Raw genomic sequence first — 16090 nt, forward strand, 5'->3', positions numbered from 1 at the left:
TGCTTTTTATTTTGTGACCCAGAGAGGATTCGAACCTCTAACCGTCAGAGCCGAAATCTGATATTCTATCCAGTTGAACTACTGGGCCCATTTAGTTATCCTAAATTTTTACGGACTATAGTTGAAATTATTTTCCCATCAGCTTGTCCAGCTAATTGTTTTGAAACAATTCCCATTACTTTACCCATATCTTTCATTCCTTCAGCTCCGACTTTCTTGATTGTTTCTTTTACAACCTTTTCTATTTCTTCTTCTGAAAGTGCTTCAGGTAAAAACTGCTCTAATACTGCTGCTTCAGCTAATTCTGGTTCAGCTAGATCTTCTCTACCTTGCTCTGAAAAAACATCAGCACTATCTTTTCGTTGTTTTACTTGTTTTTGTATAATTTTTAATTCTTCAGCTTCTGAAAGCTCTCCTGCTCCTGATTCTGTTTTAGCTAACATGAAAGCAGATTTCAATGCTCTTAAAGCTGTTAAAGCTACTGTATCTTTAGATTTCATAGCTTCTTTCATTTTATCCATTACTTGTTTTTGCAAACTCATAGTTATTATTTTTTAGTATTAAAAAATTCCCGAAAAAATCGGGAATTTAAAAATATATTTTATTATTTAATTAATCTACGTTATCGTGTAAAAATGAATTATTGGTACGTGATAAATCGTTGTTATCAGTATTCAATGCCGTATCTGACTTACTGATATCTGAACCAGAATCAATATCTACACCCAATCTTTTGTATGCTGGCTGTTTTTCAATATCATCGATATTTTTACTAACCTGATCATTGAACTTATAATTAAAGCCTTTCATCTTCTCACGTCTCTCCTGTGCTCTCTTTTGTAATTCAGAAATTGTTAAACTTAACGGAGAAACTTCTTCACTTGTTGTTTCTATTTCATTAACTTTTTCCTGAACTTTACTCGTAACTTCAAATTGTAACTCCTCTTCTACTTCTTCTTTTATAATAGGAGTTGAGCTTTTTCCTATAGTTGGCTGTACATCAAAATCATCTAAGACATAACGTTTCTCTACTTGATGTGCTTGTGGCTTCACATTCTCAGCAACTACATCAATGTTTTCAATTTCTTTTGTAGTTTCAACTAAACGAGTATTAGGCGTAACTTCTTCATACGAATTTAAAGGCAAATCGAATAGTAAATCTTGTTGAATTGGTTGTTGCTTTACCTCTTTCTTCTCAACTTTTTGCTCTGTTATATTCGTAATGATAAAATCATCTTCAGAAACTGATTCCAAAGCAATTTCATCATATACTACATCGATATTTTTAATTACATCGGTTGTAGGAATTAAGTTAAACTTTGGTGTTTTTTCTTCCTCTTCCTCTAAAACATGTACTACCTTTTCATTTTTAGGTTTAACAGTTAAAGGTTCATCTATACTAGGAGCTGTTTCTATTTTCTTTTCACCAAAACTATAAGTTGCTTTTTGCTCATCTTCTAACGTATGAACAATTTTCTTTACCTCAGTATTTGTTATTGTTCCTTGCTGATCTGCCGTAAAACCAGTAGCTACAATAGTAACTGCTATACCATCTTCTAAAGCTTCGTCTTCTCCAATACCCATAATGATATTAGCATCGTAACCTGCTTCAGTTTGAATATAATCGTTAATTTCTCCTATCTCATCTAAAGTTACTTCATTTGCTCCTGAAACTATTAACAACAATACATTCTTAGCACCAGTAATTTTATTGTCGTTTAATAATGGTGAATCTAAAGCTTTTACAATTGCATTTTTAGCACGATTCGCTCCTGCTTCTTTTGCCGACCCCATAATTGCAGTACCACTATTTGACAATACTGTTTTAGCATCATGTAAATCGATATTTTGCTTATAGTGATGTGTAATTACCTCTGCAATTCCTTTTGCTGCCGTTGCTAAAACTTCATCTGCTTTAGAAAAACCTGCTTTGAAACCTAAATTACCGTAAACCTCACGTAATTTATTGTTATTAATTACAATTAATGAATCTACATTTTCACGTAATTCATCAATTCCTTTTTGAGCTTGTTTTGAGCGCATTCTTCCTTCAAACTGAAATGGCATTGTAACGATTCCTACCGTTAAAATATCCATATCCTTTGCTATTTTAGCAATAATAGGAGCCGCTCCAGTTCCTGTACCACCTCCCATACCAGCAGTTATAAAAACCATCTTAGTATGTGTACTTAACATTTGCTGAATTTCTTGTATACTCTCAGCTGCTGCTTGTGCTCCAACCTCAGGATTTGCCCCTGCACCTAACCCTGAAGTTAAGTGAGCTCCTAACTGAACTTTATTAGGAATTGGACTATTCTCTAGTGCTTGTGCATCAGTATTACAAATTACGAAATCTACTCCGTGAATTTGTTTACTATACATGTGGTTTACTGCATTACTTCCTCCCCCACCAACACCAATTACTTTAATGGCATTCGATTGTGTTTTCGGCATGTCGAATGAAATGTTATTGAATTCTGTGCTCATAATAACTTTTCTTTTATTAATTCATATTCATTTTACGCTCCTCTTTAGGGGATAAATAGGAGTAATTTTTATTATTTATTTTAACTTGTCTATTCTGCGTTATCTAAAAATTCTTTGAATCTTTCAGTAAATTTTTCAAAAAACGACTTAGACTTTTCTTTTGTTCTTTGCTCTACCTCTTGCTGTAAAACCTCTTTTTCTTCAACCGCCTCTGGCTCTATTTCTTCAATTGGTTCTTCAACAATTTCTTCTACTTCACAAGACTCTTCTTTCTGTAAACCTTCCATTAACAAACCAACGGCTGTTGCATATGACGGACTTGATAATACTTCATCTGAATCTCCTGCTAAATGTTCATTTGGGTAACCAATACGAACATCCATTCCTGTAATATATTCAACTAATTGTCGTAAATGCTTTAACTGAGAACCACCTCCTGTTAAAACTATACCTGCAATTAGCTTTCCTTTTTGAGTTTCGTGCCCATAATTCTTTATTTCTAAATACACATGCTCTATAATTTCTTGTACTCTTGCATGTATTATTTTAGATAAATTTTTAAGGGTTATCTCTTTTGGTTCTCTTCCTCTTAAACCTGGAATTGAAACAATCTCTGTTTCTTTATTTTCTCCTGGCCAAGCTGAACCAAACTTTATTTTTAATAACTCAGCTTGTTTTTCAATAATTGAACAACCTTCTTTTATATCTTCGGTTATAACATTACCTCCAAAAGGAATCACCGCCGTATGACGAATAATCCCATCTTTAAATATTGCTAAATCAGTTGTTCCTCCACCTATATCAATTAAAGCTACTCCTGCTTCTTTTTCTTCTTGACTTAACACCGCTGACGCTGACGCTAACGGCTCTAATGTTATGTCTGACAAATTCAACCCGGCACTTTTTACACAACGACCAATATTTCTAATTGAAGAAACTTGCCCTACTACAACGTGAAAATTTGCTTCTAGTCTACCTCCATACATTCCGATAGGTTCCTTAATTTCTGGTTGACTATCTACTTTAAACTCTTGAGGTAATACATGAATAATCTCTTCGCCTGGAAGCATTACTAATTTATGTACTTGCTCAACCAAGTTTTCAATATCAACTTGATCAATTACTTCGTCCGATTTTTCACGAGTTATATAATCGCTATGATGCAAACTTCTAATATGTTGCCCTGCAATACCTACTACAACATTTTCTATCTGTTGACCAGAAACACTCTGTGCTTCATCAACAGCTTGTTGTATTGATTGAATTGTTTGTGTTATATTATTAACCACACCTCGTTTTACACCTAAACTTTTGGCTTTACCTATACCTAAAACCTCTAATTTACCATACTCGTTTTTACGACCAATCATGGCAACAATTTTGGTAGTACCAATATCTAGACCAACTGCAATTTTATTGTTTTCCATCTTGATTTTGTTTTGTGCACACAACTTGGTTGTGGTATTTTACATTTATTATCTTATACTTTTTTATCGTTTTATCAACTAAGGCTTTGTTATAAAAAGCCATTAATTTTTTAAACTTTATATCTACATCTTCCAATTTTCCAAAAAGAATCTTATAATCACCGCTACGCACAGTAAACACATATTCTTTCTGAGCGTTTTTTTGAATTGCAATGATTTCTTTTGAAAAAAAATCGTTACTTTCAATCGCCTTTATTAACGCTATTAATTCTTTGATATCCTCAGACTCCCTTACCCCTGAAACTAACGGTACTCTAGCCGAAAAATTGGTTGACATTGGTATTTTAACACCAAACTTATCAACATAGAAGGACTTACCTTTATCAACAATTCGAGCTATTGGTTTTCGCTGTTTTATTACAGTTTTCAACACCCCATCTACTGTTAAAAAAACGGTTGCTTTTTCAACATACGGGTTCGCCAAAACATTAGTTTCTAGAAAATGTAAATCTACCACTCTTTTCGGTTGGTTTTTAACAAATTCTTTATTTTGTATTAACAATTTATCAACTATACTGTGCGTCAAAAAGTTATTGTCTCCCGCTTCAAATTCAACCACTGTATTTTTCACCTTTTTACTACCATTTTTACCTGTAGTAAACCCATACAAAAAGCCAAAAAACATCAGCAAGAGGAAAAAAGATAAATATGTTATTACTTTTTTCATATTTGATTTGTGTATTTTTCTTCTAAACTTTCTTTCACTTCATCAACCAATAATCCGATATCTCCAGCACCTAACATTGCTATAATTTTTGACTCAGATTTCAATATTTCGTCACTCAGTTTTTCTTTAGATACAAGCTTTTTACTTTTCAAACTCATTTTATCTAATAACCATGACGATGTTACTCCTTCAATTGGCAGTTCTCTGGCAGGATATATATCTAACAACAACACTTCATCAAATTTAGAAAGCGCTTCTGCAAAATCATCTGCAAAATCTTTTGTTCTACTGAATAAATGTGGTTGAAAAACCGCCAACACTTTATCTTTTGGATACATTTCTCTTACCGAATGCTCCACTGCTTTTATTTCTGTTGGATGATGTGCATAATCATCTATTAAAACTAAATTTTCAGTTTTAATTTTATATGAAAACCTTCTCTGCACCCCTTTAAATGTCTTTAACTGCTCTTTTATATTTTCTAAAGACACTCCATAAACATCTGCCATTGCTAAAGCCGCTAAAGCATTCATCATATTATGCTTTCCTGGCAAATGAAATTCAATATTTTTTATTTCTGATGTTGGTGTTTGCACATCAAAAACATATTTCCCTTCTGCTACTTTAACATTATATGCTTTATAATCTGCTGCTTCATTCACTCCATACGTAAGTCCTTTCAAAGGAATTCCCTTAGCCACTATTAGAGTATCTGACACCTTGCTTGAAAAATCTCTAAACGATTGTTGCAACGCTTCACTCTCCCCATAAATATCTAAATGATCCGCATCCATGGAGGTTACACAAGCTATATTTGGAGATAATTTTAAAAACGATCTATCAAACTCATCTGCTTCTACCACCGAAACTTTATCCTCTCCTAAAATAAGATTTGAGTTATAATTCTCTGCTATACCACCTAAAAAAGAAGTTGCTTTCTCTGGCTGCATAATATGCCCCAAAATAGAAGATGTAGTTGTTTTTCCATGAGTTCCTGCCACTCCTAAACAGAAGGTATTTCTTGTAATTTCTCCTAAAATTTCTGCTCTTTTTAAAATTACAAACCCATTATTTTTAAAATAACCTAACTCCTCATGATCTTTTGGAATTGCTGGCGTATAAACAATCAGTGTTTTTTCTTTCTCTAAAAAAGAAAGAGGTATATTTTTAATTGAATCTTCAAAATGAATTTCAACACCAATCTCTTCTAACTTCTTAGTTATTGGACTTGGTGTTTTATCATAACCACATACTTTTTTCCCGTTCATAGAAAAATAACGCGCAATAGCACTCATTCCTATTCCTCCTACACCTATAAAATAAACGTTATGTATCGTTTTTAAATTCACTAAATAATTAATTTTTCTATTTCGTTAACTATATCACTTGTTGCATTTGGCAATGCTAACTCATTTATATTTTCACTTAAGCTTTGTTGCTTTCCTTCATCTTTTAGTAAAGTTTCTAACACTATTGGAAATGTATCTAACTCTTTTTCCTTTACTAAAATCGCACCATGTTTATCTGCTATCGATTTTGCATTTTTAGTTTGATGATCTTCTGCCACATTAGGAGAAGGTATAAATATTGTTGGTTTCCCTACAATACACAACTCTGAAACTGAACTTGCCCCTGCTCTTGAAACAATAAAATCTGCCGCTGCATAAGCCAAATCCATTCTATTTAAAAATTGATGCACTTGTACATTCTCTAGCTCATTATATTTTTGATATTCTTCAAAATACAACTTCCCACATTGCCAAATCAATTGTACTTTTTGCTCTTTAAAGAATTCTAAATTAGCTTCTATTAACTGATTTATTTTTCTTGCTCCTAAACTTCCTCCTAACACTAAGATTGTTTTCTTTTTTGAATCTAACTCAAAAAACTCCTTACCCTCTTCATCCTTTGTGTGTATAAACAGTAAATCTTGACGTACTGGATTTCCTGTTTTTATTATTTTTTCTTCAGGAAAAAAACGCTCTAAATTCTCATATGCCACACATATTTTCCCTGCTTTTTTACTTAATAACTTATTCGTAATCCCCGGATATGAATTTTGTTCTTGTATTAGTGTTGGAATTCCTTTCTTGTTAGCTACCATTAATGTTGGTCCACTTGCAAAACCTCCCGTTCCTATGGCAACATCTGGCTTAAACTTTCTAATAATTCTATGAGCTTTCCACAAACTACTTAGCAACTTAAATGGAAACAATAAATTTTTAGCTGTTAATTTTCTTTGAATTCCAGATATCCACAATCCTTCTATATCATATCCTGCTTGCGGTACTTTTTCCATCTCCATTTTATCTTTTGCTCCCACAAATAAAATATTAGCCCCTGGATAACGAACTTTTATTTCATTCGCTATAGCTATTGCTGGATATATATGACCTCCAGTTCCTCCTCCGCTTATTATGATGTTAATCGATTGTTTCATGTAAAATATCTAAAGGATTATCATCTAAAATTGTTTCTTCTGTTTCATTCTTTGAAGCACTCACACTCAATATCATTCCCAAAGCAAAACATGTCATCCAAATAGAGGTTCCTCCACTACTTATTAACGGAAGTGTTTGACCTGTTACTGGTAAAATATTTACAGCTACCGCCATATTTATCATTGCTTGAAAAACTATTGGAACACCTACTCCTATTACCATTAGTGTTGCAAAAATTGTTGTTGCCTTCTTTGCTGTTATCAAAATTCTAAACAACAATAAAAAGTATATAAACACTACAATTACAGCACCAACCAAACCATACTCCTCTACAATTATAGCATAAATAAAATCTGATGATGACTGTGGTAAGAAATTCTTCTGAACGCTTTTTCCTGGACCTCTTCCAACTACACCACCTGTAGCTATCGCAATTTTAGCTTTTTCAACCTGATAATCTTCTTTTCCATCAGATTTTGAAAAATTTTCTATCCTGCTTTGCCAAGTATTAACACGATTTGGCATTGCATCTGGAAATGCCTTAGCTACTAGTATAAAAAACAACAAAGCAAAAAGCCCCATACTTAGTATGTAGCCTATAAACTTTAATGGATACCCTCCAATATAACTTAACAATAAAATCATTGTAAAAACTATTGCTGTTGTTGAGAAGTTTGCTGGTAACACAAGTACTAAAACTATACCTACAGGTAACCAAAGCTTTATTAAGCTTTCTTTAAATACTATTACTTTTTCTTTATTTCTAGCCAAATACCTTGCCACATACACCATTAAAACTAAACCTGCCAAGGTAGATGTTTGAAAACCTATACCCACAAACGGAATTCGAATCCACCTACTTGCATTGGCACCTCCAATAATTGTTCCTTGCGCCAAGGTTACTATCAGAAGCAACACCACTACAGGAAGCATTAGAATAGAACCTCCGCTAAAATATCTGTATGGTACTTTATGAACGCCATAAATTATTGCAAAACCAGTAATTAATAAAACAATATGCTTTACTAAATGCCCTAAAGTAGAACCATTACCTACTACGTATACTAAGTTAGTACTTGCACTATAAATTGGCATAAACGAGAATATAGCCAACATAGCAACAATTGCCCATATAGCTCTATCCCCTTTAATATGTTGAAAGATGGTTTTCATCAATCAGTTTTAGTTTTATAAATTTTTAACCGCTTCTCTAAATTTATTCCCTCGATCCTCGTAACTATCAAACAAATCAAAACTAGCACATGCTGGCGATAACAGAACTACATCTCCCTTTTTTGCTATTTTATGAGACACCTTAACAGCTTCTTCAGCTCCTGCTGTTTCAACCATTACTTCTACAACATTTTGAAATGTTTCAATAATCTTTTGATTATCCAACCCTAAACATACAATTGCTTTTACCTTTTCTCTAACCAAAGGCATTAAGTCTGTGTAATCATTTCCTTTATCTACACCTCCTACTATCCATACTGTAGGAGCTTCCATACATTCTAATGCATAATAAACAGCATTTACGTTTGTAGCTTTACTATCGTTTATATACTGAACTCCATTAATTTTTTGAACATTTTCTAAACGATGCTCTACACCTTCAAAATCAGATAAACTCTCTGCTATTGTATTTTTTCTAACCTGTAATAATCGAGCTGCCATTGATGCTGCCATTGCATTCTTAGTATTATGTTTTCCTTTTAATGCTAATTCAGAAACATTCATTAGTACTTCTTCTGTATTTAATTTCATTATTATCTTATCTTGTCTTAAAAAGGCACCAAACTCTAATTCTTTTTCAACTGAAAAAGGAACTAATTTTGCCTTTACTGTATTATTTTTCAACCAATTTTGTATCGCTTTATCATCTGCGTCATAAATCAAAAAATCTTTTTCTGTTTGATTTTTTGTAATGCGAAACTTTGACGCTATGTATTTTTCAAAATCATAATCATATCTATCCAAATGATCTGGTGATATGTTTGTTATAATTGCTATATGTGAATTAAACTCTTCAATCCCATCCAACTGAAAACTACTCAATTCCAACACATACTCTTTGTAATCTTGCTCTGCTATTTGCTGCGCAAAACTATCACCTATATTACCACCTACTCCAACATTTAACCCTCCTTGTTTTAACAAGTGATGCACCAACATTGTTGTAGTTGTTTTACCATTTGATCCCGTTATCCCTACTATAGTTGCATTTGTATATTTAGACGCAAACTCTATTTCAGAAATAACCTTCACACCTGCTACAATCAACTTTTGCACTAAGACAACCTTTTCTGGTATACCAGGGCTTTTCATCACCAAATCGGCGTTCAATATTTTACTTTCCGTATGCTGATTTTCTTCAAAATCTATAGCATTATGTAAAAGAACCTTTTTATAACTTTCTGCTATGCTTCCTTTATCTGAAACAAAAACATCAAAACCTTTTTGCTTTCCTAAAATAGCTGTTCCTACACCGCTTTCTCCTCCTCCTAAAACAACCAACCTTTCCATTACTATCTCAGTTTTAGAGTTACTATCGTAAACACTGCTAATAAAATTCCTACAATCCAAAAACGTGTAACAATTTTACTCTCATGATAATTTGACTTCTGATAATGATGATGTAAAGGCGACATTTTAAAAACACGCCTTCCTTCTCCAAACTTCTTTTTTGTATATTTAAACCAAGAAACCTGAATCATTACCGATAAATTTTCAACCACAAAAACTCCTGCTAATATTGGCAACAATAACTCTTTTCGAATTGCAATTGCTATTACTGCTATAATCCCTCCTATAGTTAAACTTCCTGTATCTCCCATAAACACTTGAGCTGGGTACGTGTTATACCATAAAAACCCTATTAAAGCTCCTGCAAAAGCAAGTATAAACACTGCCATTTCTCCAGATTTAGGGATATACATTACATCTAAATAATCTGCAAAAATTATATTACCAGACACCCAAGCAAAAATTGCCAAAGTAACCACCATAATTGCAGATGTTCCTGCCGCTAAACCATCAATCCCATCTGTTAAATTAGCTCCATTTGAAATTCCTGTTACGATAAATACAACAACAAATATGAATACAATCCACCCATATTTCCTGTAGTCATCCCCTAGAAAACTTAGTGCTTTTGCATAATCTAACTCATTATCTTTTAAAAACGGCACCGTAGTTTTAGTTGATTTATGCGCTTCTCCAAAAACCTTCTTCTTACCATCAACCTGAACTAATTGCTCCGAAGCTGGCAACTGTTCTTTTATTGTTACATCTTGGTGAAAATAAAGCATTGAACCTACAATAAGTCCAAGTCCAACCTGACCTAGAACTTTAAACTTACCTTTCAATCCAGCCTTATCTTTCTTAAACACCTTTATATAATCATCCGCAAAACCTATTAACCCCATCCAAACCGTTGTGATTAATAAAATGATGATATAAATATTTTCTAACCTCGCTAATAATAAGACTGGTATTAATGTTGCGAAAATGATAATAACACCTCCCATTGTTGGTGTACCTGCTTTTTGCACCTGACCCTCTAAACCTAAATCTCTAACCGTTTCACCTACTTGCTGTCTTCTTAAATAATTGATGATTTTTTTTCCAAAAATCGTAGAGATTAATAAAGACAAAATAAACGCTGTTGCTGAACGAAACGTAATGAATTGAAATACACTCGCCCCCGTTAGGTTAAATTCGCTTTCTAAATATTGAAATATATAATACAGCATCTACTTTAGTTTTTTAGTTGATTAAAACAATTAGTCACTTCTTCTAAATCATCAAAATGGTGTTTAACTCCATTTATTTCTTGATAATTTTCATGCCCTTTTCCTGCAATCAATATTATATCTCCAGCTTCTGCTAACTTACATGCTGTTTTTATAGCTTGTCTTCTATCTAAAATTGACAATGTTTTTTTATAGTTTTCTGCCGACACTCCCTCTTCCATCTCGTCTATAATTACCTGTGCATCTTCTGTTCTAGGATTATCTGATGTAAAAATTGCTTGATCACTTAATTGTGAAGCTATAAGTGCCATTTTCGGACGCTTGGTTTTATCTCTATCCCCTCCGCAACCTACTACTGTGAATACTTTTTCGTTTCCTGTTCGAATATCATTTATCGTTTGCAATACATTCTTCAATGCATCCGGTGTATGCGCATAATCAACTATAGCTGTTACTTTATCTTCAGATACCGTATACTCAAAACGCCCTCTTACACTCTCCAACTCACTTACTATTCTTAAAGTTTCAAGTTTTTCAAAACCTAATAAATCTGCCACACCAAAAATCGCTGCTAGATTATATGCATTAAATTCACCTATTAACCTTGTCCAGATTTCAACTCCATTTATTGACAACAATGTTCCTGAAAAGCGCTTTTCTAAAACCTTAACTTTATAATCTCCTAATGTTTTTAAAGCATATGATTTCTTACTTGCTTTTGTATTCTGAAGCATTATTTGACCGTTTTTATCATCAATATTCACCAAAGCGAATGCTGATTTTGGCAATGAGTCAAAAAACGACTTTTTCACATCTCTATATTTTGCAAAAGTCTCATGATAATCTAAATGGTCGTGAGATAGATTTGTAAAAACACCTCCTACAAAACTCAATCCTTCTGTTCTCTTTTGATGCACTCCATGCGAGCTAACCTCCATAAAACAGTACTCAACCCCTACTTTAACCATTAATGACAGGTATTTGTTAATCATTAATGAATTTGGAGTTGTATGTGTTGCCTCATACTCAACTTCATCAACCATTACTTTCACAGTTGAAAGTAAACCTACTTTATAACCCGCTTTTTTAAACAGCTTATACAATAATGTAGCAATGGTTGTTTTACCGTTAGTACCCGTAACCCCCACCAACTTCAAATCACCACTCGGATTACCATAAAAATTAGCTGACATTACTGCCAAAGCAACGCTAGAGTCTACTACTTCTATATAGGTAACATCTTCCATCATATTAGCTGGAAGCTTTTCACAAATAATTATGTTTGCTCCCAATTCTAATGCTTTATCTATAAACTGATGTCCATCCACCATCACTCCTTTTTGAGCAACAAAAACATCATTTTTTTCAATTTGCCTACTATCAAATTGAATATCCTTCACCATTACATCTGTATTTCCATACACTGCATTTACAGATACTTTATATAATATGTCTTTTAATCTCTTCAACTACGATAGTTTTAAATAAACTGTTCTTCCTTTTGACACTTTTATTCCTTTTTGTATCGACTGCTCTTTTACTTTACCCATTCCAGAGAACTTAACTTTAAGCCCCATATTTTCAAGTAAAGCTATAGCATCCATACCACTCATACCTACAACCTTAGGCATGATTGTTTTATATTTTCTTAACTTCTGATAATACACCTGATATTCCTTATCAAGATTCAAGTTTGACATTTGATCAGACACTCTTTGATTATTAACCGGTGTTGTTGTATATATTTTTTGAGCAATCTCCTTAAAAACTGGAGCAGCCACTGTAGCCCCATAATATCCTTTTTCCTTTTTTGGACTATGCACAACCACTATACATGAATACTTAGGATTCTTTGCTGGGAAAAAACCTGCAAAAGACGCTACATATTTCTTATTTGAATAATGCCCATATACCGTTTTACCGTTTTTATCTTTATGCTTAGGAATCCATTTTTTTGCCGTCCCTGTTTTTCCTGCCATTGAAAAATTAGAAGAATACACATTTTTTGCAGTTCCTTTTTTCACCACATTCTCCATCACTTTTCTAACCTTATTCAAAGTTGTTTTCGACGCTATCCTCTCCTTTACAACCTCAGTTTCAAATCTTTCCTCTACTTTCCCTCCAACTCTTAATTCTTTCACAAAAAACGGTTTCACCATTTTACCATCATTTGCTACCGCATTATAAAAAGCCAGTGTTTGCAAAGGTGTTAAAGACACTCCATAACCCCAAGCCATCCACTCTAATGATATTGGACTCCATCTTTTTTCTGACGGATTTGGAATATATGGTTTTCCTTCTCCTAAGATTTTAACTCCCGTCATTTGATCTAACCCAAACGATTTAATTTTCTTGATAAATTTCTTAGGATTTCTATCATAATGCTTTTGAATTGTTTTTACAATCCCAACATTTGATGACACTTCAAATACACGCGCTAAAGAAACTCTTCCAAAACCTCCTCTTTTACTATCCTCTACCTTTCTATTATTTATAAAAATCTTTCCTTTTTCACAATCCACAACATTAGATGTATCCGCTAACTTATCTTCAAGAACCGCCATTAAACTTGCCAACTTAAATGTTGAACCTGGTTCATGACTCTCCCACACCGCATAGTTTCTTTTTTCGTAATATCTACCCTTCGATGTTCTTCCTAAGTTAGAAATTGCTTTTATCTCACCTGTTTCAACCTCCATAACCACAGCACATCCATGATCTGCCTCAAAATATTCTAATTGCTTAAGCAATGCATGATGTGTTATATCTTGAATATTTACATCTATTGTGGTAATTACATCACTTCCATCTACTGGCTCTTTTTCATTTACATCATTTACTGGCTTCCATTGTCCTTTTGCGATTTTCTTTTTTAAACGCCAACCATTTTCACCCTGCATATAATCTGCAAAAGCTCCTTCAATACCAGCACCTCCTCTATGATTATCGTAACCTATTGTTCTTTCCGCAATCTTACCTATAGGATGAACACGAACAGTTTTTTGCTCAGCTATAAAACCACCTCTATAAACCCCCAACTTAAAAATTGGGAAACTTTTCATTTTCGTATAATCATTATACCCAACATCTCTTGCAATTAACAAATAGCGATTTTTTCTATTCTTAGCTTCTCGCAGCCTTTCCTGATAATAATCCGCCGATTTCCCCAACAATCCTGACAACGATTCTGCAAGAGCTCGAATATTTTTTTCAAACACCTCTGAATCTACCGTAACAACATCCATTCGAATAGTATATCTCGACATTGAAGTTGCCAAAAGATTTCCATCCGCTGCATACACATTACCCCTGTTTGCAAAAATCGTATCGTTTTTTACTGTCTTTTCTAGCGCTAACTTCTTATACTTAGCACCATCAACATATTGAAGATTAAAGATTCTAAACAGGATAACAATAAAAAAAAGCGTCATTAAAATCGCAACCACATAGAGCTTATTTAATATACCTTTCTTTACTACCATTTTTATCCTATTCTACTTTAGTTGTTACTTTTATTTTTTGAGGAGGTGTCTTCGCTGGAGACAACCCATTTACTTTTACTTTATCACGAATACTACTTTCTAACTTCATCCGCATCAACCTTGTATTCGTATCTATATCTTCCGCTCGCAACTCTCTTTTTTGCTTATTCAATTCTGCTATTCGAACCACCTTAGCATCTATACTATGCGAACTAGATATCATTATTAATAATAGAATCACTACAAATATTAATATTCGCCAATTATCAAAGGAACTCTCATCCGTTAAGAACCGCCCCTTCAGCACTCCATAAATACCTTCTTTAACTTTCGACATTATTTTAATGTTGCTATCCTTAATTTAGCACTTCTCGCTCTATTATTTTCTTTAATCTCTTCTTGAGTAGGCACTATCATTTTACCCACTTTTTTCAGCGGCACATTAATATTTCCATAAAAATCTTTCTCTGGCTCTCCACTAAACAACCCCGTCCTTATAAAACGCTTCACCAATCTATCCTCTAAAGAATGATATGAAATAACACTCAACCTACCTTCTTCATTTAGCAAACCTGGAATCTGCTCCAAAAACTCCTTCAACACATCCAACTCCTGATTTACTTCAATCCTAACCGCTTGAAATATCTGAGCCAAAATCTTATGCTCCTTTGCTTTTGGCAAAAAAGCTCGCAACACCTCTCTCAACTGAAAGCTAGTCTCTATCCTCTCTTCTTCTCTAGCCTCTACAATTGTTTTAGCCAACACCCTAGCATTCCTCAACTCTCCATACAAGAAAAGCACATCCGCTAATTTATCCTCCTCGTATTTATTAATAATTTTTTTCGCAGACAATTCAGACTTCTGATCCATCCTCATATCTAAATCTGCATCAAATCGTGTAGAAAACCCTCTTTCTGCTTCATCAAACTGATGAGACGAAACACCTAAATCCGCCAAAACACCATCTACTTTTCTCACACCATAAAAACGCAAAAACCTAGAAATAAAACGAAAATTCTCTCCAATTAAAACAAAACGCTCATCATCTATTTTATTTCGTTGCGCATCCGGATCCTGATCAAATGCAAACAACCTCCCGCTCTCACCTAACCTACTCAATATCTCTCTAGAATGACCTCCACCTCCAAACGTCACATCAACATACACTCCATCTTCTTTTACACCAAGCGCATCAACACTTTCTTTCAACAAAACCGGATTATGATAATTCATCTACATCTATATTTCCCATCACCTCTTCTGCTAAATCAGCAAAATCAACAACAGCTTCATCAATAACTTTTTCGTACTTATCTTTATCCCAAATCTCAATAATATTAACCGCAGACGAAAGCACCACCTGCTTCTCTATTCCCGCAAATTGACATAAATCTTTTGGAATTAAAACTCTACCAGAAGCATCCATTTCTACAACCTTCACACCAGCAGTAAACCTTCTAATAAAATCATTATTCTTCTTTACAAAACGATTTAATTTATTAATCTTTTGCATCACCATGTTCCATTCCTGCATTGGATACAATTCTAAACAAGACTGAAAAACAGACCTTTTAACCACAAACCCCTCTTGCAACACAGAAGACAACTGCTTTTTAAAAGCTGATGAAACCATCAACCTTCCCTTAGCATCTACCTTACACTCATATGTCCCAATTAGATTTATCACACCCAGAAACAATAGTTTGCACCAAAAATAAAAAATAATTACCACTTTTTACCACTTTTTACCACTTTGTTGATAAGTTTTACCTTT

General features: G+C 33.6%; 14 protein-coding genes and 1 tRNA gene. All 15 read right to left on the reverse strand.

Translation table 11 applies throughout. The annotated features are described in order from the left end of the window. Nucleotides 1-14: 14 nt before the first annotated feature. A tRNA-Arg gene (locus tag MHN29_RS12905) sits at nt 15-88 on the reverse strand. A 7-nt stretch (nt 89-95) separates the two neighbouring features. Continuing rightward, nucleotides 96-542: a GatB/YqeY domain-containing protein gene (locus MHN29_RS12910; RefSeq protein ID WP_235274979.1), complete on the reverse strand. Its 447-nt coding sequence runs from the start codon at nt 540-542 to the stop codon at nt 96-98. A gap of 70 nt (nt 543-612) precedes the next feature. Continuing rightward, the gene (ftsZ, locus tag MHN29_RS12915) at nt 613-2487 is read right to left on the reverse strand and encodes a cell division protein FtsZ (protein WP_235274980.1); all 1875 of its coding nucleotides are present in this window, start codon (nt 2485-2487) and stop codon (nt 613-615) included. An 89-nt stretch (nt 2488-2576) separates the two neighbouring features. After that, nucleotides 2577-3914, reverse strand: a complete 1338-nt coding sequence (ftsA, locus tag MHN29_RS12920; protein WP_235274981.1) for a cell division protein FtsA — start codon at nt 3912-3914, stop codon at nt 2577-2579. Further along, entirely contained in the window at nt 3901-4641 is a 741-nt protein-coding gene (locus MHN29_RS12925; RefSeq protein WP_235274982.1) for a cell division protein FtsQ/DivIB, read from the reverse strand. The genes ftsA and MHN29_RS12925 overlap by 14 nt, the downstream gene beginning before the upstream one ends. Next, on the reverse strand, nt 4638-5990 hold the full coding sequence (gene murC / locus MHN29_RS12930; protein WP_235274983.1) for a UDP-N-acetylmuramate--L-alanine ligase: 1353 nt from the start codon (nt 5988-5990) through the stop codon (nt 4638-4640). The genes MHN29_RS12925 and murC overlap by 4 nt, the downstream gene beginning before the upstream one ends. After that, nucleotides 5990-7081 (reverse strand): undecaprenyldiphospho-muramoylpentapeptide beta-N-acetylglucosaminyltransferase, encoded by a 1092-nt coding sequence (gene murG / locus MHN29_RS12935; protein ID WP_235274984.1) that lies wholly within the window; start codon nt 7079-7081, stop codon nt 5990-5992. Before murG ends, murC begins: the two co-directional genes overlap by 1 nt. Continuing rightward, entirely contained in the window at nt 7065-8255 is a 1191-nt protein-coding gene (locus MHN29_RS12940; protein WP_235274985.1) for an FtsW/RodA/SpoVE family cell cycle protein, read from the reverse strand. The genes murG and MHN29_RS12940 overlap by 17 nt, the downstream gene beginning before the upstream one ends. Before the next feature lie 15 nt (nt 8256-8270). Further along, a complete protein-coding gene (gene murD, locus MHN29_RS12945) occupies nt 8271-9605 on the reverse strand; it encodes a UDP-N-acetylmuramoyl-L-alanine--D-glutamate ligase (protein ID WP_235274986.1) in 1335 nt (444 codons plus the stop codon). A 2-nt stretch (nt 9606-9607) separates the two neighbouring features. Further along, a complete protein-coding gene (gene mraY, locus MHN29_RS12950; RefSeq protein WP_235274987.1) occupies nt 9608-10834 on the reverse strand; it encodes a phospho-N-acetylmuramoyl-pentapeptide-transferase in 1227 nt (408 codons plus the stop codon). A 5-nt stretch (nt 10835-10839) separates the two neighbouring features. After that, the gene (locus MHN29_RS12955; RefSeq protein WP_235274988.1) at nt 10840-12303 is read right to left on the reverse strand and encodes a UDP-N-acetylmuramoyl-L-alanyl-D-glutamate--2,6-diaminopimelate ligase; all 1464 of its coding nucleotides are present in this window, start codon (nt 12301-12303) and stop codon (nt 10840-10842) included. Then, on the reverse strand, nt 12304-14316 hold the full coding sequence (locus tag MHN29_RS12960; RefSeq protein ID WP_235274989.1) for a penicillin-binding protein: 2013 nt from the start codon (nt 14314-14316) through the stop codon (nt 12304-12306). 7 nt (nt 14317-14323) lie between these two features. Beyond that, complete coding sequence (locus MHN29_RS12965) at nt 14324-14653, reverse strand: FtsL-like putative cell division protein (protein WP_150901013.1); 330 nt, start codon at nt 14651-14653, stop codon at nt 14324-14326. Then, a complete protein-coding gene (gene rsmH / locus MHN29_RS12970) occupies nt 14653-15549 on the reverse strand; it encodes a 16S rRNA (cytosine(1402)-N(4))-methyltransferase RsmH (RefSeq protein ID WP_235274990.1) in 897 nt (298 codons plus the stop codon). The genes MHN29_RS12965 and rsmH overlap by 1 nt, the downstream gene beginning before the upstream one ends. Continuing rightward, nucleotides 15536-16003, reverse strand: a complete 468-nt coding sequence (gene mraZ / locus MHN29_RS12975; protein ID WP_235275203.1) for a division/cell wall cluster transcriptional repressor MraZ — start codon at nt 16001-16003, stop codon at nt 15536-15538. Before mraZ ends, rsmH begins: the two co-directional genes overlap by 14 nt. Nucleotides 16004-16090: the final 87 nt, after the last annotated feature.

The sequence above is a fragment of the Tenacibaculum sp. Cn5-46 genome, from assembly GCF_022347705.1.
GTDB classification, from domain to species: domain Bacteria; phylum Bacteroidota; class Bacteroidia; order Flavobacteriales; family Flavobacteriaceae; genus Polaribacter; species Polaribacter aiptasiae.

Excerpts from the sequence above, each read along its gene's own strand:
- ftsA (WP_235274981.1), bottom strand. The coding sequence starts at position 3,914 with ATGGAAAACAATAAAATTGCAGTTGGTCTAGATATTGGTACTACCAAA.
- ftsZ (WP_235274980.1), bottom strand. The coding sequence starts at position 2,487 with ATGAGCACAGAATTCAATAACATTTCATTCGACATGCCGAAAACACAA.
- MHN29_RS12940 (WP_235274985.1), bottom strand. The coding sequence starts at position 8,255 with ATGAAAACCATCTTTCAACATATTAAAGGGGATAGAGCTATATGGGCA.
- murD (WP_235274986.1), bottom strand. The coding sequence starts at position 9,605 with ATGGAAAGGTTGGTTGTTTTAGGAGGAGGAGAAAGCGGTGTAGGAACA.
- MHN29_RS12965 (WP_150901013.1), bottom strand. The coding sequence starts at position 14,653 with ATGTCGAAAGTTAAAGAAGGTATTTATGGAGTGCTGAAGGGGCGGTTC.
- MHN29_RS12960 (WP_235274989.1), bottom strand. The coding sequence starts at position 14,316 with ATGGTAGTAAAGAAAGGTATATTAAATAAGCTCTATGTGGTTGCGATT.
- rsmH (WP_235274990.1), bottom strand. The coding sequence starts at position 15,549 with ATGAATTATCATAATCCGGTTTTGTTGAAAGAAAGTGTTGATGCGCTT.
- mraY (WP_235274987.1), bottom strand. The coding sequence starts at position 10,834 with ATGCTGTATTATATATTTCAATATTTAGAAAGCGAATTTAACCTAACG.
- MHN29_RS12910 (WP_235274979.1), bottom strand. The coding sequence starts at position 542 with ATGAGTTTGCAAAAACAAGTAATGGATAAAATGAAAGAAGCTATGAAA.
- MHN29_RS12925 (WP_235274982.1), bottom strand. The coding sequence starts at position 4,641 with ATGAAAAAAGTAATAACATATTTATCTTTTTTCCTCTTGCTGATGTTT.
- murG (WP_235274984.1), bottom strand. The coding sequence starts at position 7,081 with ATGAAACAATCGATTAACATCATAATAAGCGGAGGAGGAACTGGAGGT.